Source organism: Stenotrophomonas sp. TWI1149, assembly GCF_039673155.1.
In the GTDB taxonomy this organism is placed as follows: Bacteria; Pseudomonadota; Gammaproteobacteria; order Xanthomonadales; family Xanthomonadaceae; genus Stenotrophomonas; species Stenotrophomonas maltophilia_AA.
The window spans coordinates 22,040-41,559 of sequence record NZ_JBDJLB010000002.1 but is presented as its reverse complement, the minus strand read 5'-3'; the positions used below and the strand labels follow the sequence as shown (position 1 = coordinate 41,559).

Annotated in this window: 18 protein-coding genes; 14 read left to right on the top strand and 4 right to left on the bottom strand. The window is 68.1% G+C overall.

Annotated elements, in window-relative coordinates; translation table 11 throughout:
- Window positions 1-5: 5 nt before the first annotated feature.
- Genes dapD through map form a run of 3 tightly spaced genes read right to left on the bottom strand, consistent with a single transcriptional unit; the run spans window position 6 to window position 4,500 of the window.
- Window positions 6-1,085, bottom strand: a complete 1,080-nt coding sequence (gene dapD / locus ABE424_RS02255; RefSeq protein ID WP_346492277.1) for a 2,3,4,5-tetrahydropyridine-2,6-dicarboxylate N-succinyltransferase — start codon at window positions 1,083-1,085, stop codon at window positions 6-8.
- Window positions 1,085-3,724, bottom strand: a complete 2,640-nt coding sequence (locus tag ABE424_RS02250) for a [protein-PII] uridylyltransferase (RefSeq protein ID WP_346492276.1) — start codon at window positions 3,722-3,724, stop codon at window positions 1,085-1,087. Before ABE424_RS02250 ends, dapD begins: the two co-directional genes overlap by 1 nt.
- Window positions 3,725-3,726: 2 nt before the next feature.
- Window positions 3,727-4,500 carry a type I methionyl aminopeptidase gene (gene map / locus ABE424_RS02245; protein WP_206677554.1) on the bottom strand — a complete coding sequence of 258 codons (774 nt, stop codon included), beginning with the start codon at window positions 4,498-4,500 and terminating at the stop codon, window positions 3,727-3,729.
- Window positions 4,501-4,771: 271 nt separating this feature from the next.
- Between map and ABE424_RS02240 the strand changes: the two genes are divergently transcribed.
- The 8 genes from ABE424_RS02240 to tsf all read left to right on the top strand — a co-directional run bounded on the left by ABE424_RS02240 (window position 4,772) and on the right by tsf (window position 12,590).
- On the top strand, window positions 4,772-5,296 hold the full coding sequence (locus ABE424_RS02240; RefSeq protein WP_346479443.1) for a spore coat U domain-containing protein: 525 nt from the start codon (window positions 4,772-4,774) through the stop codon (window positions 5,294-5,296).
- A gap of 8 nt (window positions 5,297-5,304) precedes the next feature.
- Window positions 5,305-6,051: a molecular chaperone gene (locus ABE424_RS02235; protein ID WP_346479444.1), complete on the top strand. Its 747-nt coding sequence runs from the start codon at window positions 5,305-5,307 to the stop codon at window positions 6,049-6,051.
- A 7-nt stretch (window positions 6,052-6,058) separates the two neighbouring features.
- Window positions 6,059-8,413, top strand: coding sequence for a fimbria/pilus outer membrane usher protein (locus ABE424_RS02230; protein WP_346492275.1), 2,355 nt, complete (start codon window positions 6,059-6,061; stop codon window positions 8,411-8,413).
- On the top strand, window positions 8,410-9,459 hold the full coding sequence (locus ABE424_RS02225) for a spore coat U domain-containing protein (RefSeq protein ID WP_346492274.1): 1,050 nt from the start codon (window positions 8,410-8,412) through the stop codon (window positions 9,457-9,459). Before ABE424_RS02230 ends, ABE424_RS02225 begins: the two co-directional genes overlap by 4 nt.
- Window positions 9,460-9,527: 68 nt before the next feature.
- Complete coding sequence (locus ABE424_RS02220; protein ID WP_346492273.1) at window positions 9,528-9,800, top strand: hypothetical protein; 273 nt, start codon at window positions 9,528-9,530, stop codon at window positions 9,798-9,800.
- Window positions 9,800-10,510: a fimbria/pilus periplasmic chaperone gene (locus ABE424_RS02215; protein WP_346492272.1), complete on the top strand. Its 711-nt coding sequence runs from the start codon at window positions 9,800-9,802 to the stop codon at window positions 10,508-10,510. The genes ABE424_RS02220 and ABE424_RS02215 overlap by 1 nt, the downstream gene beginning before the upstream one ends.
- 214 nt (window positions 10,511-10,724) lie before the next feature.
- Window positions 10,725-11,585, top strand: coding sequence for a 30S ribosomal protein S2 (gene rpsB / locus ABE424_RS02210; RefSeq protein WP_346479449.1), 861 nt, complete (start codon window positions 10,725-10,727; stop codon window positions 11,583-11,585).
- A 126-nt stretch (window positions 11,586-11,711) separates the two neighbouring features.
- The gene (gene tsf, locus ABE424_RS02205; protein WP_346492271.1) at window positions 11,712-12,590 is read left to right on the top strand and encodes a translation elongation factor Ts; all 879 of its coding nucleotides are present in this window, start codon (window positions 11,712-11,714) and stop codon (window positions 12,588-12,590) included.
- Window positions 12,591-12,685: 95 nt separating this feature from the next.
- Here tsf and ABE424_RS02200 read toward each other — a convergent pair whose 3' ends face one another.
- Window positions 12,686-13,381, bottom strand: a complete 696-nt coding sequence (locus ABE424_RS02200; protein WP_346479450.1) for an AIM24 family protein — start codon at window positions 13,379-13,381, stop codon at window positions 12,686-12,688.
- A gap of 303 nt (window positions 13,382-13,684) precedes the next feature.
- On the opposite strand from ABE424_RS02200, the gene ABE424_RS02195 reads away from it, so the two are divergent.
- The 6 genes from ABE424_RS02195 (at window position 13,685) to ABE424_RS02170 (ending at window position 19,493) form a co-directional block, all read left to right on the top strand.
- On the top strand, window positions 13,685-15,184 hold the full coding sequence (locus ABE424_RS02195; protein ID WP_346492270.1) for a GGDEF domain-containing protein: 1,500 nt from the start codon (window positions 13,685-13,687) through the stop codon (window positions 15,182-15,184).
- A gap of 133 nt (window positions 15,185-15,317) precedes the next feature.
- Entirely contained in the window at window positions 15,318-16,046 is a 729-nt protein-coding gene (gene pyrH, locus ABE424_RS02190; RefSeq protein ID WP_019184398.1) for a UMP kinase, read from the top strand.
- A 99-nt stretch (window positions 16,047-16,145) separates the two neighbouring features.
- Entirely contained in the window at window positions 16,146-16,703 is a 558-nt protein-coding gene (frr, locus tag ABE424_RS02185; protein ID WP_123728764.1) for a ribosome recycling factor, read from the top strand.
- Window positions 16,704-16,744: 41 nt separating this feature from the next.
- A complete protein-coding gene (uppS, locus tag ABE424_RS02180) occupies window positions 16,745-17,479 on the top strand; it encodes a polyprenyl diphosphate synthase (RefSeq protein WP_179459647.1) in 735 nt (244 codons plus the stop codon).
- Window positions 17,476-18,300, top strand: a complete 825-nt coding sequence (locus ABE424_RS02175) for a phosphatidate cytidylyltransferase (protein WP_176989963.1) — start codon at window positions 17,476-17,478, stop codon at window positions 18,298-18,300. The genes uppS and ABE424_RS02175 overlap by 4 nt, the downstream gene beginning before the upstream one ends.
- Before the next feature lie 2 nt (window positions 18,301-18,302).
- Window positions 18,303-19,493, top strand: coding sequence for a 1-deoxy-D-xylulose-5-phosphate reductoisomerase (locus ABE424_RS02170; RefSeq protein WP_346490397.1), 1,191 nt, complete (start codon window positions 18,303-18,305; stop codon window positions 19,491-19,493).
- Window positions 19,494-19,520: the final 27 nt, after the last annotated feature.

Genomic DNA, 19,520 nt, shown 5'->3' with positions numbered 1-19,520 from the left:
GGTACTCAGTCGGCCAGGCCGCGCAGCAGGTCGTTGACGCTGGTCTTGCTGCGGGTCTTGGCATCGACCTGCTTGACGATCACGGCGCAGTACAGCGAGTGCGAGCCGTCCTTGGACGGCAGCTGGCCGGAGACCACCACGCTGTAGGGCGGCACCGAGCCGTAGCTGATCTCGCCGGTGGCGCGGTTGTAGACGCGGGTGCTCTGGCCGAGGAACACGCCCATGCCGATCACGCTGTGGTGGCCGACCACGAAGCCTTCCACCACTTCCGAACGCGCACCGATGAAGCAATGGTCTTCGATGATGGTCGGGCTGGCCTGCAGCGGCTCGAGCACGCCACCGATGCCGGCGCCACCGGACAGATGGCAGTGCTTGCCGATCTGGGCGCACGAACCGACCGTGGCCCAGGTGTCGACCATGGTGCCCTCGCCCACGTAGGCGCCGATGTTGGTGAAGCTCGGCATCAGCACCACATCCTTGCCGAAGTAGCTGCCGCGACGCGCGATCGCACCGGGCACCACGCGCACGCCGGCGCGACGGAACTTGGCTTCATCGAAGCCGGCGAAACGCGACTCGACCTTGTCCCAGAAGGGCGCCGGGCGCGCGTCCACCACGGCCATGTCATTGACGCGGAAGTACAGCAGGACCGCCTTCTTCAGCCACTCGTTGACCTTCCAGCCACCGTGGCCATCCGGCTCGGCAACGCGGAACTCGCCGGTTTCCAGGCCATCGATGACGCGGCCGACCAGCGGCTTGGTGGAACCTTCGATCTCATGCAGGGTCAGCGTGGCACGGCGCTCGAACGCGCTCTCGATGCCGAACTTGAGCTCTTCCACGCCCGGCGTGGCCGGCTTGCGCAGCGACTTGCGCGCGATGGTGGCGTCACGGCTGGCACTGCGCTTGGCGGCGCTCTCGGCCGGGGTAGCGGCAGCCTTGCGGGCCGGTGCCTTTTTCACGGCCGCCTTCCTCACTGCGGGTGCCGCCTTTTTCGCTGCGACAGCGGTCTTCTTCACCGCAGGCGCGGCAGCAGGGGTCTTGGCCGCCGCGGTCTTCGCGGCGGTCTTCTTGGCAGGCTTGGTGGCCATCAGTGGGGGTCTCCGGCGTTTCGATCAGGGTCCAGGCAGGCGAGCATCGTGTCTTGCAGCTGCCGTCTGGCGGATTCGGTCAGGGCGTGATCATGCTCATCGCTGATCACGAACATGTCTTCGGCGCGCTCGCCGAAGGTGGCGATGCGCGCATCATGCACGCGCAGCCGCTGGTTGCGCAGCACGAACGCCACGTCGGCCAGCAGGCCGGGGCGGTCGGGCGCGACCAGGCTGAAACGGGTGCTGGTGGTGTCGCCATCGGTGATGTCGCGGAACTCGATGCGCGGCGCGAAGCGGAAGTGGCGCAGCTGGCGCGGGATGACCCGGCGCGACGGGCGCAGGCGGGTCAGGTCGCCGGCCAGCGCTTCACGCAGGCCGGCTTCCAGGCGCAGCGCATCACCGTCGGCGAAGCTGTCAGCCGGGGTCACTTCGAACGTATCGAAGATGGTGTCGACCGGGCCGTCCAGCACGCGGGCGCGATGGATGCCGTAGCCCTTGCGGTCCAGCGTCATCACGATCGCGGCGAACAGTCCGTCGCGATCGGGCGAGTGCACGAACACTTCCAGCGCATGGTCGTCCGGGGTGATCCGGCGCACCTTGACCAGGGTCTGGCCCTGCTTGATCGGCACCAGCGCGGCCGCCTGCCAGGCGAGCTGCTCGGGTCGCAGCCGGATGAAACTCTCATCGGGCATCACCGTGAACTGGCGCTCGATGGTCGCATCGTCATAGCCGCGCTCGCGCACCAGCTGGCGCACCGATTCGCGCGCTTCGGCGACACGCTCGGCGGCCGGCATCTGGTTTTCCAGGCCATCGCGCAGCGCGCGTCGCGCGGCGAAATACAGGTCGGCCAGCAGACGATCCTTCCACGCATTCCACAGCTTGGGGCTGGTACCGGCGATGTCGGCGCAGGTCAGCAGATAGAGGTAGTCGAGCCGGTCGCGGCTGGCCACCAGGGTGGCGAAGCGATGGATCACGTCCGGATCGGAGTTGTCCTGCTTCTGCGCGGTGATCGACATGCGCAGGTGCTGCTCGACCAGCCAGGCCACCAGCTCGGTATCGGAACTGCTCAGCGCCAGCGCCTGGCAGAACTCACGCGCATCCACCGCACCGAGTTCCGAGTGATCGCCGCCGCGGCCCTTGGCGATGTCATGGAACAGGCCGGCCAGCAGCAGCAGCTCCGGCTTGCGCAGGCGCGGCCACACTTCATGTGCGATCGAGAAGCGCTCGTCGGCACGGCTGGTGGCAAACAGGCCGATGTTCCGCAGCACCATCAACGTGTGCTGATCGACGGTGTAGACATGGAACAGATCGAACTGCATGCGCCCGGAGACCTGCGCGAACGCGGGGATCCATTGGCCCAGCACGCCCAGGCGCGCCATCCGCGCCAGGGTGTCGACCGCGCGCGGGCTGCGCAGCAGCGCAAGGAACTGTTCGCGGGCGGCGGGGCTGGCGTCGGTATACGCAGCCAGCTCGGGCAATGCTTCGGCCAGCGCGCGGGCGGTCAGCGAATGCAGGCCGCGCACGTCCGGGTTGTAGGCCCAGCTGGAGAACAGCGCGAACACCTGTTCGATGTCGCCCTGCGGCCACGCGGCATCATTGGCCGCCAGGTAGCCGCGACGCAGCGAGAAACCGACGCTGACCGGCTCGGGCACCGCTTCGCCATCGAACTGTTCTTCAAAGCGCTGCAGCAGGCGATCACTGATCCGCCGCACCACGGTGGCGCTGCGGTAGAAGCCCTGCATCATTTTTTCCACGGCCAGGCTTTCGATGTCGTCTTCGAAACCCAGGCGGGCGGCGAGTGTCTTCTGGTAATCGAAGCGCAGGCGCTCTTCCGGCCGGTTGGCGACCAGGTGCAGGCCGAAGCGCAGCCGAGCCAGCGCACAGCGCTCGCGCTTGAGCGCAGCCGCCTCATCCGGGCCGAGATGGCCCAGGCCGACCAGGGCTTCCAGGTCGCGCACGCCGAACGCGCGCAACGCCATCCAGCCCAGCGTATTGAGATCACGCAGCCCGCCGGGGCCGTCCTTGATATCCGGCTCGAGGTTGTCGGCGGTGTCGCCGAAGCGCTGGTGGCGGGCCAGCAGCTCCTCGCGCTTGGCAAGGAAGAATTCGCGTGGGGGCCACAGGCCCTCCACGTTGACCGCCGCCTTCAGGGCCTGGCGGGCCGCGTCATCGGCGACCACCGGGCGCGACTCGATCAGTGCGGTCAGCACGGTCTGGTCGGCGCTGGCCTGGGTGCATTCGGCCGGCGAACGCACCGCGTGGCTGACCGGCAGGCCGCAATCCCACAGCAGCGCGAAGAAGCGCGCCAGACCGGATTCGTGGCGTCGCTGCTGCTCGGGCGTGCCCAGCACCAGCACGTCGATATCCGAGCGCGGGAACAATTCGCCGCGCCCGTAACCGCCGACGGCGAACAGCGCCAGCCCCGACCCCGCCGGCAGGCAGCGATGCCAGGCCAGCCGGATCAGGTGATCGGCCGCGCGGGCGCGCAGCGCGAGCAGGCGCTCGATGTTGTCGCCCTGGTCGAAGCGGCGATACAGCCGCGCGTCGGTCTGTTGCAGCGACTGGCGCGCCAGTGCCGCCCAGTCCGGGTCGGCGACGGATTCGGCCGGCGCGTCCAGCATCGGGCTCGCCGGCAGCATGCTCAGACCTGCGATTCGCCGGGCGAGAGGGTCAGCACGTCGACGCCGGTCTCGGTGACCGCGACCATGTGCTCCCACTGCGCCGACAGCTTGCGGTCCTTGGTGACCACGGTCCAGCCGTCCGGGAGCACCTTGTTGTAGCGGGTGCCCTCGTTGATCATCGGCTCGATGGTGAAGGTCATGCCGGGCTGCAGCACCAGGCCCTGGCCCGGACGGCCGTAATGCACTACCTGCGGCTCGTCGTGGTAGACCTTGCCGATGCCGTGGCCGCAGTACTCGCGCACCACGCTGAAACGTTCGGCTTCGGCATAGCTCTGGATCGCATGGCCGATGTCGCCCAGCGTCGCGCCCGGCCGCACCGCGCGGATGCCGCGCCACATGGCTTCGTAGGTCGCATCGACCAGGCGCTTGGCCATGACGGACGGGGTGCCGACGCAGTACATGCGGCTGGTATCGCCGTGCCAGCCATCCTTGATCACGGTCACATCGATGTTGACGATGTCGCCGTCCTTGAGGACCTTGGCTTCGCTGGGGATGCCGTGGCAGATCACGTTGTTGACCGACGTGCAGACCGTCTTGGGGAAGCCGCGGTAACCGACATTGGCCGGCGTCGCCTTCTGCACATTGATGATGTGGTCATGGCAGATGCGGTCCAGCTCTTCGGTCGTCACGCCCGGCTTGACGTGGGGGGTGACGATGTCGAGCACCTCGCTGGCCAGACGGCCGGCGATACGCATCAGTTCGATTTCCTCGGGGGTTTTCAGATTCACGCTCATGGCGCCCATTATCGCCGATCCGGGGCAATCTGAACGGGATCGGGTGGAACGCTGACAGCCGCGGTTTGGGCACAGGGCGAGTCAGGTCGATGAATGAATGCGATGGGCGTCGCAGAAATCGGTTTTGTGCCGAAAACGGCCATCGAATCGCCCAAATCTCACGGGGTCCCTACGCCGGCAAACCTATAACCAGATCAACACCGTTCCACCGCCCCACCGTTCGGCAGCATCGTGTTGTTCAGCAAAGGACCCGCGTCCAAGGAGCATGCCCATGCGATTTCTCCGTCCCGCCCTGCTGAGCCTGGCCTTCGCCAGCCTCGCTTCGCCCGCCCTGGCGGCCGATACCACGACCTTCAACGTCAAGATCATCATCACCAAGGCCTGCACGATCACCGCAGCCGCCGCCACGGACGTGGATTTCGGCTCCGCACTGTCCACGGCCACCACCCCTTCCAATGCCCAGGGCACCATCACGGCACAGTGCTCGGCGCTGACCCCGTACACCGTCGCGCTCAATGCCGGCTCCAATGCGGGCACCGCCAACGATGTGACCACGCGGCGCATGAAGAACACCGACGCCGGCGTCACCGCCAACAATTTCGTCGGCTACCAGCTCTATCGCGACGCCGCGCACACCGATGTGTGGGGCGCCACGGCGGGCACCAACACCGCCGCCGGCATCGGCACCGGTCTTGCGCAGACGCTCAATGTCTACGGCCAGATCGCCAACCCCAGCGTCAACAACGCCGCTGCGGGTAACTATCAGGACACGATCACCGCCACGATCACCTACTGAGGTCCGCCATGCCGATTTCCGCAGGGCGTCGCCCTGGGCGGTTCGGGTGCGCGGCCCTGGGCTGGCTGTGGCTGCTGATGGGGAGCGCCACCGCCGCAAGCCTGCAGGTCGCCCCTACATCACTGCAGCTCACACCGCGGCAGAACGCCGATGCACTCTGGCTGACCAACAGCGGCACCTCGCCCGTACAGGTGCAGGTGCGGGTGTTCGAGTGGCGCCAGGACGCCGGCCAGGATCACCTTGTGCCCACCACGGACCTCCAGGTGAGTCCGCCGATGCAGTCGCTGGCCGCCGGCCAGCAGCAGCTGATCCGGGTCGTGCGCAGCGTGCCCACCCCGCCCGCATCGCAACGCGCTTACCGGGTGGTGGTCGATGAACTGCCCACGGTGGATCCGCGCCGCACCGGGATGCAGTTCGTCCTGCGCTATTCGATGCCGGTATTCGTCCAACCCGACGCGGACGCCCCGCTGCGACACGCCCTGCAGGCGCGCCTGACCCGGCTGGATGACGGGCGACCGGCCCTGGAGGTGTCCAACAGCGGCAACAGCTACGCGCAGCTGGCCGATCTCGGCCTGGGCCCGGCCAACCGCCCCCAGATCATCCATCCCGGCCTGCTCGGCTATGTCCTTGGCGGACAGACCATGCGCTGGCCACTGGAGGTTCCGGCGGCCCGCCTGGCGGGCGCCACGTTCTCGGCAAAGATCAATGGCGAGTCGGCCCAGACGCCACTGCCCGCCGCGCCCCCGGCTCGCTGAGGCCTGCATGCGGATGCTGCTTACCGCGACGCTGACCCCATGCGCCGCGATGGCAGCCGACGCAGACATCGGCGCTTCGGGCGATGCGATGCTGCCCCCGCCCACGCCGCTGACCGCGGCGCAGACGCTGTACCTGGACGTGACGCTCAACCAGACCCCGCGCGGGTTGCTGCCGTTCACCGAGCTGCAGGGCCGGCTGATGGCCGCCGGCGCCACGCTGCGCCAGCTCGGCTTTCCGGCACGCGGCGAGGAGCCGGTCGCGCTCGATCAGCTCGGCGGCGTGGTCGTGCGCTACGACGCGGCATTGCAGACGCTGGCCCTGGACGTTCCCCTGGAACAATTGTCGCTGCCCACCACGCGGCTGGAGCGCCCGACCGAGACCGCACCGGCGGCAGCCGCCTCGCCCGGCGTGGTGCTCAACTACGACGTCTATGGGAGCCACAACGAAGGCGGCGGCAACCTGGCCCTGACCACCGAGCTGCGCGTGTTCGGGCTGGGCCAGGGGGTGCTGGAGACCAGTGCGCTGCTGCGCACGTACCAGGACCCGGCCGATCATCAATGGCAGGGCGAAAGCGTGCGCCTGGACACCGCGTGGCGCCTGGATTTCCCGGATTCCGCGGTCTCCCTGACCGTGGGCGACTTCTACAGCGGCTTCGTGGACTGGAGCCGACCGGTGCGGATGGGCGGCGTCCAGGTGGGACGCAATTACGGGCTGCAGCCCTACCGCGTGCTGACCCCCACGCCCACCTTCCTCGGCGAGGCGGTCGTCCCCTCCAATGTGGAGCTGTATGTGGACGGCCTGCGCCAGTACAACGGCGAGGTGCCGATCGGCCCCTTCCAGCTGGCCGCGCAGCCCGGCATCAACGGCACCGGCAATGCGCAGGTGGTGATCACCGACGCCTTCGGCCGCATGCAGACGCTGGATTTTTCCTTCTACGGTACGCAGCAGCTGCTGGCCAAGGGCCTGTCCGACTGGTCGGCCGGCGTGGGCAGGATGCGCCGGGACTACGGTATCCGCTCCTTCGCCTACGAAACGCCGGTGATCGGCAGTGCCACCTGGCGCTACGGCGCGAGCGACCGGTTTACCGCCGAGGCGCATGCGGAAGGCGGTGGCGGCGTACTCAACGGCGGTGCCGGCGGCTGGTGGCTGCTGGGCGGCGCCGGCGTGGTCAACGCTGCTTACGCGCACAGCCGCCATGCGGGACTGCAGGGCGGCCAGTATTCCCTGGGGTACAGCTGGAACAACCGCCGATTCAACGTCAACGTGCTGACCCGGCGAACGCATGGCGCGTATCGCGACCTTGGCGCGCTGCAGGACACGCTGCCGCCGGACATCAGCGAGCAGGCCACGCTGGGCATCAACCTGCAGGGCGCCGGCTCGCTCAGCGCCAGCTACCTGCGGCTGCGCTATCCCGACGCCGACGACAACCGCTACGCCAGTCTGTTCTGGTCGCGCAGCTTCGGCGATCGCTGGTCGGCCTACCTCTCGTTCAACCAGAACCTGGCCGACAGTGATGACCGCAGCGCGTATCTGTCCGTCTCGGCCGCGCTCGGGCGCAACCGGCAGAGCAGCGTGTCCGCACAGCGCAACGGCGAGCGGCCGACCTATGTCGCCGATCTGTCCCAGCCCGTGCCGGGCGACGGCAGCCAGGGCGGTTATGGCTGGCGGGTGCAGGCGCGCGGGGGCGACGACGGTGCCGGCGGACTGGCCGAACTCGGCTGGCTCAACCGGGTCGGGCGCTATTCGATGGGCTATGCGCGCCAGGGTGATCTCGACTACGGCTACGCCAGTGCCAGCGGCAGCGTCGTCTGGATGGGCGGACACGTCTTTGCCGCCCGCGAAGTACCCGACGCCTTTGCAGTGGTGTCCACCGATGGTTTCGGCGGAATCCCGGTGCGGCTGGAAAACCGGCTGATCGGCAGCACCGACAGGAACGGCCTGCTGCTGGTCACCCCGTTGCTGTCCTGGCAACGCAACCGGCTGTCCATCGACACGCTGGACCTGCCGGCGGACATGCGCGCCGATCGCGTGGATACCTGGGTCACGCCGCGGCAGAGCGCAGGACTGGGCGTCGACTTCGGCCTGCGCCGCACCCAGGCGATGCATGTGGTCCTGCACGATCCCGCCGGCGCCCCCCTGCCCGTCGGCAGCCAGGTGCGCCTGCCCGGCGGCGGTTCCGCCACGGTGGGCTACGACGGCGAAACCTACCTGGAGGACGTGGCCACGCCGGTCCAGCTCGAGGTCGACCTGCCCGACGGGCAATGCCGCGTGCACCTGGCGCCGCCCGTCGCCGCGACCTCGCCGGGCGTGCCCTCGATCGGCCCCCTGCGCTGCCTGCCGCTGCCGGCGCCGCTGCCATGACGGCCGTGCGACTGCTCGCGATCGTGCTGGCGGTGATGGCGTCGTGCTGGGCAGCGCCGGCGCGCGCGGATACGACGTGCACGGCCACGCCACCGACCGCCCTGGCGTTCGGCACGATCACCAATGGTGCGGCGAACCCGACCAACGCCACGACCAGCTTCACCATTACCTGCAACACGGCCGCGCTGAGCATCCTGGGCAGCGCCAGCGTGCGTGCCTGCCTGAAGATCGGCACCGGCAGCACCGGCAGCACGCTGCTGCCGACCCGCAGCATGACCAACGCCACCACCGACCCGATGGCCTTCCAGCTCTATACCAACGCTGGACGCACCACGGTATGGGGCGCGGTGCCGGGCGCTTCACCGCCGGCGGCGGTGGTGACCCTCAGCTACAGCGTGCCCTTGATCACCGGCGGCAGCGGCGCACAGTCGGTCACCGTGCATGGCCAGATTCCCGCCGCCCAGGTGCTGTCGGCCGGCGCTTTTACCAGCAGCTTCACCGCCGCCAACGTCAGCCTGGAATACGCCTACAACGAGAGCATCATCGGCACCGCCCAGCCGCCGGCGCTGTGCACCAGCACCAGCGGGGTCAGCGGACACAAGACCGCCGACGGCGCGTTCCCGTTCACGGTCAGCGCCAACGTCCTGCCCCAGTGCAGCACCTATGTCACCACCGACATGGACTTCGGCAGCAACGCCGGCGCGATCAGCGCCAACCTCGATCGCACCTCGACGATCGGGCTGACCTGCATCAATCGCACCGCCTACAGCATCGGCCTGAACAACGGACAGAACGCATCGGGCAACGTGCGCCGCATGCGATTCACCGCACCGGACAGCAGCGTCTACTACATCCCCTACGAGCTCTACCGCGATGCGGCGCGCTCACAGCGCTGGGGCAACACGATCAACACCGATACCCAGGCCGGCACCGGCACCGGCGCCGCGCAGAGCCTCACCGTCTACGGGCGGGCGCCGCCCACCACCGGGGCGATTCCCGCCCGGGGCAGCTACAACGACGTGATCACGGTGACCATCACCTATTGAGGGGAAGAACGCTCAAGGCGCGCTGATCGCAGCCGTTAACGGTCGCATCCCCTGCCGTCCGATATTCGATGCCCCCGCGACCGCCGTCCCTCGTCCTGGCCTGCCTGCTGGCTGCCTGCGCCACCGCGCCCGCTGGCGCACGTCCGGGCGTGGGCACGGCCACCACGCTGCGGATCGGGGTACGGATCATCGCCGACTGCTACGGTGCCGGGGCGCGCGACATCAGCTGCCGGCCGGCCCGGCAGCGCAGCGATGACACGCGCCCGGTACCTGCCCAGGTCGCGGCATTGAGTCCCGCCGAGGCCACCGACCGCCCCGTCCCGGTCACCGTGACCTACTGATGCGCTGGCTGCTGGCCCCCTTGCTGGCGGTGGTGGGCATCCTCCCGGTGCGGGCCCTGGAGATCCGCCCGGTCAGCGTCTCGGTCCCGGCGGGCACCTCGCATGCCGAGGTGTGGCTGGAAAACACCGAAAACACGCCCTGGGATGGCCAGGCCCGCCTGTACCGCTGGGAGCAGGCCGGCGACCAGGAGCGCCTGCTGCCCGCCGGCGGGGTCGCGGTCAGCCCCGTCCATCTCACCCTCGCTCCAGGCCAGGGCCAGCGGGTGCGCGTGGTCCGGCTTGGCGGCGCCCCCGACGTCGTCCAGCAGGCCTATCGGCTGGTGCTCAGCCCCGGGCCGGATGCGTCGGCCGGAACCGCGCGCTATTCGCTGCCGGTGTTCCTCGAGCCGCAGGCGGTGGCGCCCCGCTCGCGGCTGCGGGTGGCGATCGCCGGCGGCACCGGCGCCCCGCTGCTGCGGCTGTACAATGACGGCGCGGCACACGCCCACCTCGCCGATCTGGCGTTCGTGGATGCCCAAGGCCGGCGACACGGCCTGATCGACGGGCTGGCGGGATATGTCCTGCCGCACAGCGCCCGCAGCTGGACCCTGCCGCCGCGCCCGGATGGCTACGCCGGCGGCCGCTTCCAGGCCCGCTTGGACCACGCCGCAGAGGCCGCCCTGCCCTCCGCGGCGCCCGAGATTGCGGCGCCAGCACAAGGCGGGCTATAATCGACCGGATCTCCTGCCTCATCGAAGCAGGAAACACGTCAACACCGGACGTCACCGGTGAATCCACACCTGCCGCCCATATCCGTGCCGGGGTGCTCCGCAAGGAGTTCGGTCACGGAAGCGACAGGGAAGCCAAACCCCGGAACCACCCGCCTTGCGGCGGACCGCCCAACTATTACCCGTGGCGGCCGGTTCCCTATCAGGAGTTACTGCAATGCCCCAGGTCACCATGCGTCAGATGCTGGAAGCCGGCGTCCATTTCGGCCACCAGACCCGTTACTGGAACCCCAAGATGGGCCAGTACATCTTCGGCGCCCGCGGCAAGATCCACATCATCAACCTGGAAAAGACCGTTCCGCTCTTCAATGACGCGATGAACTTCATTTCCAGCGTTGCGCAGAAGCGCGGCACCATCCTGTTCCTGGGCACCAAGCGCAGCGCCCGCGAGTCGATCCGTGAAGAAGCCGAGCGTTGCGGCATGCCCTTCATGAACCAGCGTTGGCTGGGCGGCACCCTGACCAACTTCCGTACCGTGAAGCAGTCGGTTGCCCGCCTGAAGGAACTGGAAGCCGGTGAGACCGACGGCAGCTTCGAGAAGCTGGTCAAGCACGAAGTGCTGGGCCTGCGTCGCGAGCGCGACAAGCTGGAAGCCTCGCTGGGCGGCATCAAGGACATGAACCGTCTGCCCGACGCGATCTTCGTCATCGATATCGGCCACGAAGACATCGCCATCAAGGAAGCCAAGAAGCTCGGCATCCCGGTGATCGCTGTCGTCGATACCAACTACAACCCGGAACTGGTCGATTACGCGATCCCGGGCAACGATGACGCCATCCGCGCCGTGCAGCTGTACGCCCGCGCCGCTGCCGACGCCGTGCTGGAAGGCAAGGCTGCTGCTCCGCACGCTGCCACCGTCCGTGAAGAAGAGTTCGCCGACGCTGCCGCCACCGAAGAAGCCAAGCCGGCCCGCCGCGCTCCGGCCAAGAAGGCTGCTGCCGCTCCGGCCGCCGCTGAAGCCCCGGCTGCTGAAGCTCCGGCTGCCGACGCTCCGGCCGCTGGCGAAGCCCAGGCCTGATCCAGGCCCACGGTGGGCGCAGCGCGCCCACCGTTCCTGTCCGCAGCCGATGGCGCGACGACAGGACACTGTCATACGGGCCGGCCACCATGCCGGCCCAACCCCTTTCTTTCGTGAGGAAATCCCGTGGAAATCACTGCTTCCCTGGTCAAGGAACTGCGCGAGCGCACTGGCGCCGGCATGATGGAGTGCAAGAAGGCACTCGTCGAAAACGGCGGCGACATCGACGCCTCGGCCGAATGGCTGCGCAAGTCCGGCCTGGCCAAGGCCGACAAGAAGGCTGACCGCGTGGCTGCCGAAGGCATCATCGTGGCGGCCCAGGACGGCGGCAAGGCCGTGCTGGTCGAAGTCAACTCCGAAACCGACTTCGTCGCCAAGGACAGCAACTTCCTGGACTTCACCAAGGCTGTCGCCGGTACCGCGCTGAGCTCGGGCGCTGCCGACATCGACGCCCTGAAGGCGGCCAAGCTGCCGTCCGGCGAGACGATCGAAGAAGCCCGCGCCGCCGTCATCGCCAAGGTCGGCGAGAAGGTCGACGTGCGTCGCATCGTGCGCCTGGAATCGACCAACAACGTCGCTGCCTACGTGCACGGCGGCCGCATCGGCGTGCTGGTTGAACTGGCCGGTGGCAGCGAAGAGCTGGCCCGTGGCCTGGCCATGCACGTGGCTGCCATGAACCCGCCGCACAACAAGGCTGCCGATGTGCCGGCCGAGTTCGTCGCCAAGGAAAAGGAAATCGAACTGGCCAAGATGTCCGACAAGGACAAGTCCAAGCCGGCCGATATCCTGGAAAAGATCATCAGCGGCAAGATCGCCAAGATCGTCAACGAAGTGACCCTGTACGGCCAGCCGTACGTGCTGGACACCAACCAGTCGGTCGAGCAGGTCCTGAAGGCCGCCGGTGCCGAAGTGGTCGGCTTCCAGCGTCTGGCGGTCGGCGAAGGCATCGAAAAGGTGGTGGAAGACTACGCCGCCGAAGTGATGAAGCAGGCCGGCCTGGCCTGATCCATCGCAGGACTGCCGCAACGCAGTCCCTGTAAGACGAAAAAGCCCGGCTTGCGCCGGGCTTTTTCATGTCTGGGGGATCTGCAGGGCTCAGCTCACCCCTTGGCCTGGAAGGTGACTTCCTCGTAGGGCTGCACCACCACCCAGCCTTCACCGGCGAACCGCATCTGCAGGCTCTCGCCCGAGCCGCGGCCGAGCAGCGTCCCCAGCGAAATGTCGGTGACCAGCTCCGGGGTCAGGGTGCCGGCCCAGGCCACGGTGGCATTCGGATCGGTGAAGATCGGCCCCGTCCGGGCATTGACCGGCAGGGTCAGCGGCTCGTAGTGCGAGGTGATCGCCACGATGCCGTGGCCACTCAGACGGATGTTGAACAGACCCCCGGAGAGCATGCCGGCGACCTTGCGCATCATCGTGATCTTCGACTGCACGCCGGACTCGAACGCCAGCACATCATTGCCATTGACGAAGATCGATTCCCCGTCCAGCCGCAGCAGGGTGATCTGCTTGCCGGCATCGGCCAGGTAGACGCGGCCCTGACCTTCAGCCTTCATCAGCTTCAGCCCTTCGCCACTGGCCATCTTCTTCAACAGCGTGCCCAACCCCTGCTCCAGGATGCCTTCCCGGGTGAACTTGACCGCCCCCTTGCGCGCGACCATGGCGCCGGACTTGGCCCAGACCATGCCGTCCAGACGGACTTCCAGCAGATGCGGATTCTCCAGCTCGAAGGCGTCGGCACTGACATCCTTTTCCTGGGTGGTGGCGAGGAACTGCTCGAGGGTACGTACGGTCATTGCGCTGGACTGCCATGGGGACGGGAGCGCGATGGTAGCCTCCCGGCGTTGCAAAGGGTGACGGAGCCGGACGTGCATGCACGCAATCCACCCGCCGACACCCCGGCCGCCTCCCTTCCTGCGATGGATGTGATACCAAGGTAGGCACCTGCCGTACTGCACGCGACGCCACCCCTGGCTTTGCTTTGTGTGCCGGATCGGGGCAATACTCCCCAACCGATCTGCCGCGTCAACGCAAGAAATCAAGGACGAAACTGTGATGCACCTCAGGTATTCTTGCCCCAACATACTGAAAGCCCCGCCATGCCTCCCGAGCTGACAGCCGCCCTGGCGCTCTGCCGCAACCTGCCCTCCCCGCCCGGTATTGCCCTGCGCATCATCGAACTGGCGCAGGATCCGGAAGCGGACATCACCACCGCCGCCGACATCATCGCCATCGACATGGCGCTGAGCGCCCGCATGCTGCGCATCGCCAATTCGCCGCTGTATGCCAGCCGGCGCCGGATCGAGAACCTCGGCCAGGCATTGACCATGCTCGGCCTCAACGCCACGGTCAGCCTCGCGCTGGGCTTCACCGTGACCCAGAACCTGACCGCGGCCGGCGACGGCCAGGACCTGCGTGAGCGCGCCTGGCGCCGCAGCATCCTCAGCGCACTGGCGGCCAGCCTGCTCGGCCAGGCCCGTGGCCTGCGCAAGGCCGAGGAGCTGATGCTGGCCGGCCTGCTGCAGGACATCGGCGTGCTGGCACTCGCCCAGGCGCAACCGGAGATCTACCTGCCGCTGCTGCGCCAGGCGACCGACAACGACGCCCTGGTCGCGCTGGAGCGCGAGCACCTGCAGTGCACCCATGCCGATGTCGGGGCGTGGGTCGCCGAAGAGTGGGGCCTGCCGCGCTACCTGGTGGACAGCATCGCGCACAGCGAATCGCCCGCCACCAGCGAAGACAATTTCCAGAACTGCGTGGCCCTGTCCGGCGCCGTGGCCGATATCTGGCTCGGCCCCGATGCGGATGCCGCGCGCGAACACGCCCTGCAGCAGGTGCACGACACGCTCGGGCTGGACAGCGCCCAGTTCGACCAGGTGCTGGCCCGCATCGGCGAATCGCTGCCGGACATCAGCACGCTGTTCGAGACCCCGCTGTTCTCGCCGTCGCGCGTGCAGCAGCTGATCGACCACGCCCAGGAGCTGGCCACCCTGCGCAACCTGCGCGAGATGCAGGACGCCGCCCTGGCCCGCCAGCGCGCGGACGAGTTCGAAGCCCGGGCCAACCGGCTGGCCGAACAGGCCCACCGCGATGCCCTGACCGGCGTGCTCAACCGCCGCCAGCTCGAAGCCGTGCTCGAGCAGGAGTTCCTGCGCGCGACCCGGCATGGCTGGCCGCTGTCGGTCGCCTTCATCGACCTGGACGATTTCAAGAAGATCAACGACGCCCACGGGCACCTCATGGGCGACCAGGTGCTGCGCATGTTCGCCACGAAGCTGCAGGAGCAACTGCGCAACAGCGATACCGTGGCGCGCTTCGGCGGCGAGGAATTCATCGCACTGCTGCCCAACACCACCGAGCCGGTCGCCCTTGAAGTCGTGCGGCGGGTACTGGCCACCATCGTCAACACGCCGATGGCCGAGGCCGCCAGCGGCCCGCTGTTCGTCACCTTCTCGGCCGGCGTCGCTACCCAGGGTGGATATGAGCGTTTCGCCGATGTTCAGGACCTGCTGAAGGCCGCCGACGACGTGCTGTACCGGTCCAAGAACCTGGGCCGGAACCGCGTCATCGCGCGCTCGCCGAGCACCGCGCCGGCCTGAGCCGGATCCGCGTGCGGGGCCGTTTCCGCGGCGCCCGCGGCGCCTCCATACGCCGCAGTGCAGCAAATTTATGCTGCCCGATGGCCCGGCTTCCAGTAGAATCCGGGCGTTTTCCACGCACCCAGAGATCGCCATGTCAAAGCTCGCCTATCGCCGCATCCTGTTGAAAGTTTCCGGGGAGGCGCTGATGGGAGACGAGGACTACGGCATCGACCCCAAGGTGATCCACCGCCTCGCCCGCGAGGTGATGGAAGCGCAGGCAGCCGGTGCCGAAGTGGCGCTGGTGATCGGCGGCGGCAACATTTTCCGCGGCGCCGGCCTGGCAGCCGGCGGCATGGACCGGGTCACCGGTGACCAGATGGGCATGCTCGCCACCGTGATCAACGCGCTGGCCATGCAGGACGCCCTGGAGAAGCTGGGCGCCAAGGCCCGCGTGATGAGCGCGATCAAGATCAACGACGTCTGCGAGGATTACATCCGTCGCCGCGCCATCCGCCACCTCGAAAAGGGCCGCCTGGTGATCTTCGCCGCCGGCGTCGGCAGCCCGTTCTTCACCACCGATTCCGGCGCTGCCCTGCGCGCGATCGAAATCGGCGCGGACCTGCTGCTGAAGGCCACCAAGGTCGACGGCGTGTACGACAAGGACCCGAACAAGTACAGCGATGCGGTCCGTTTCGACAGCCTGACCTACGACGAAGTGATCCGCCGCGGCCTGGAAGTGATGGATACGGCCGCCTTCGCGCTGGCCCGCGACAGCGATCTGCCGCTGCGCGTGTTCGACATGGGCCAGCCGGGCGAGCTGCTCAAGATCCTGCACGGCGACAACATCGGCACCCTGGTCCAGGGCCGCGACAACGCCTGAGCCTGAGCGGCGCCCCACGCCGGGCGCCCGGAACGGCCCGGAAAGGGTCGGTATTCGCCTATAATCGCCCGATTCCCAGTGACATCCAGGATTCGGGCGATGCTCAACGAAATCAAGCAGGACGCGCAGACGCGCATGGCAAAGAGCATCGATGCTCTGAAGCACACCCTCACCTCCATCCGCACCGGCCGTGCTTCCCCGGCCCTGCTGGATCGCATCACCGTCAAGGCCTACGGCACCGACACCCCCCTGAACCAGGTCGCTTCGATCAGCGTTTCCGAAGGCCACTCGCTGGTCATCACGCTGTTCGACAAGGGCATGATCAAGGACGTCGAGAAGGCGATCTACGCCTCCGACCTCGGCCTGACCCCGAACGTGGCCGGCACCGTCATCCGCCTGAACCTGCCACCGCCGACCGAAGAGCGCCGCAAGGAGCTGGGCAAGCAGGTGCAGAAGGAAGGCGAAGGCGCCAAGATCGCCATCCGCAACATCCGCCAGGACGCCAACAAGGCGATCGCGAGCCTGATCAAGGACAAGGCGATCAGCGAAGACGACAAGAAGCGCGGCGAAGACGACATCCAGAAGCTGACCGACAAGTCCATCAAGGACGTCGATAGTGTTGTCGCCGAGAAAGAAAAGGAACTGATGGCGGTCTGAGCCCCATGACCCAGGCCCCGACCAGCGGCTCTGCCGCGCCCATGCCGCGCCACGTCGCCATCATCATGGATGGCAACGGGCGCTGGGCACAGAAGCGTCGTCGCCCGCGCGTGATCGGCCATCGTGCCGGCGCGCGCGCGGTCAACCGCACCATCGATTTCTGCCTCGACCACGGCATCGCCGCGCTGACCCTGTTCGCCTTCTCCAGTGAGAACTGGGGCCGGCCGACCGATGAAGTCGATGCGTTGATGAAGCTGTTCCTCAATGCCCTCGACCGCGAAGTGGACGAGCTGCATCGCCGTGGCGTGCGCGTGCGTTTCATCGGCGAGCGCGAGCGTTTCGGCGCCGGCCTGGTCAGCCGCATGCAGCTGGCCGAGCAGCGCACGGCCGACAACCGCGCGCTCACCCTGAGCATCGCCGCCAGCTACGGCGGCCGCCAGGACATCGCCCGCGCCGCGCGCGAACTGGCTGCCGAGGTCGCGGCCGGCCGGCTGCTGCCCGAGCAGATCGACGAAGCGATGCTCAGCAGCCGCGTCGCCTTGGCCGACCTGCCGCCGCCGGACCTGTTCATCCGCACCGGTGGCGACACCCGCATCAGCAATTTCCTGCTCTGGCAGCTGGCCTACACCGAACTGTGGTTCACCGACGTACTGTGGCCCGAGTTCGATGCCGCCGTCCTGCAGCAGGCGATCGACGCCTATGCCTCGCGTGAACGCCGTTTCGGCCTGACCAGCGCCCAGATCGCCGCCTTGGCCACCGAGACCTCTTCCCCATGACCAAGACCCGAGTCATCGCCGCGCTGATCATGGCGCCGGTCGCCATCCTCGCCATCCTGATGCTGCCGACCCAGTGGCTGGCCGCCGCCGCGGCCGCCGTGTTCCTGATCGGCCTGTGGGAATGGCTGAAGCTGGCCGACGTCGAAGACACCCTCGCCCGCACCATCCTGCTGGTGCTGAACCTGGTGCTGATGGTGCTGATCGTGTGGGCCGATGCCGGCTCGCTGGTGCTGTACCAGATCGCCGCGCTGGTGGGCATCGGCTGGTGGCTGCTGGCCCTGCTGTGGCTGCGCTTTTTCAACTTCGGCGCCAGCCCGAGCAGCCCGGCGCGTGCGCTCAAGCTGCTGGCCGGCACCCTGGCGATCGTCCCGGCCTGGGCTTCACTGGTGCTCATCCATGCCAGCGGTGACAACGGCCACCTGTGGCTGCTGACCGCGCTGGCCGTGGTCTGGGCCGCCGATTCGGGCGCCTACTTCGCCGGCCGTACCTTCGGCCGCACCAAGCTGGCCCCGCGCATCAGCCCCAACAAGACCTGGGAAGGCCTGGGTGGCGGCATGGTCGCCGGCCTGATCGTGGCGCTGGGCTTCGGCTGGCTGGCCGGCATCGACAGCGGCCACCTGGTGGGGCTGGTCATCACCGCCGTGGTCACCGTGTTCGCTTCGGTCCTGGGCGATCTCTACGAGAGCCTGATCAAGCGCCACGCCGGTGCCAAGGACTCGGGGCACATCATCCCCGGCCATGGCGGCGTGCTCGATCGCATCGACGGCGTGCTCGCCGCCCTGCCGGTGTTCGCACTCGGCAAGGAAATCTTCGGATTCTGATCATGGCCAGCGTTTCCGCTCCCCGCCAGGTCGCCGTGTTCGGCGCCACCGGTTCCATCGGCGCATCCGCGCTGGATGTGATCGCGCGCCACCCGGACCGTTACCAGGTCACCGTGCTGGCCGCCGGCCGCCAGGTCGATGCGCTGGTCGCGCTGTGCGCCACGCACCGTCCGGCCCACGCGGTGATCGCCGACGCATCGCTGTATGCCGCCCTGCGTGATGGCCTGCGTGACGCCGGCCTGGCCACCCAGGCCCATGCGGGCGCTGCGGCGCTGGACCAGCTGGCCGCCAGCGATGTCTGCGACACCCTTGTCGCGGCAATCGTCGGCGCCGCCGGGCTGTCCTCGACCCTGGCCGCGGCCGCGGCCGGCAAGCGCATCCTGCTGGCCAACAAGGAATCGCTGGTGCTGGCCGGCGAGCTGCTGATGCGGCAGGCCGCCGCCGCCGGGGCCGAGATCATCCCGATCGACAGCGAGCACAGCGCGATCTTCCAGTGCCTGCGGTCGCGCGACGCGAGCCTGGACGGGGCCGGCGTCCGCCGGATCATCCTGACCGCGTCCGGTGGGCCGTTCCGTGGCCGTACCCGCGAGCAGCTCGCCCAGGTCACCCCGGCCCAGGCCGTGGCCCACCCGAAGTGGTCCATGGGCCCGAAGATCTCGGTCGATTCGGCGACGTTGATGAACAAAGGGCTGGAAGTCATCGAGGCGCACCACCTGTTCGGCGTCCCCGGCGAGCGCATCGACGTGCTGGTCCACCCGCAGAGCCTGGTCCATTCACTGGTCGAATTCGTCGACGGCTCGACCCTGGCCCAGATGGGCCTGCCGGACATGCGCACCACGCTGGCCGTGGGCCTGGGCTGGCCGCAGCGGATCGAATCCGGGGTCGGCGGGCTGGATCTGCTGACCCAGGGCCGGCTGGATTTCGAAGCGCCGGACACCGAGGCCTTCCCGTGCCTGACGCTGGCCTGGCAGGCGATGGCCGCCGGTGGCACCGCCCCGGCGATCCTCAATGCGGCCAATGAAGTCGCTGTTTCAGCGTTTCTTCAGGGGCGGGCAGCTTTCCTTGCCATTCCCGCGCTGGTCGCTAACGCTCTGTCAACACTGTCGACCGAGTCCGCCGATACACTGGAGGGCCTGCTGACCGCCGATCAGCGCGCCCGCCAGATCACCCAAGCCGCCATCGACCACGCCTGAATGCCCCACACGCCCTCTTACAGTGCT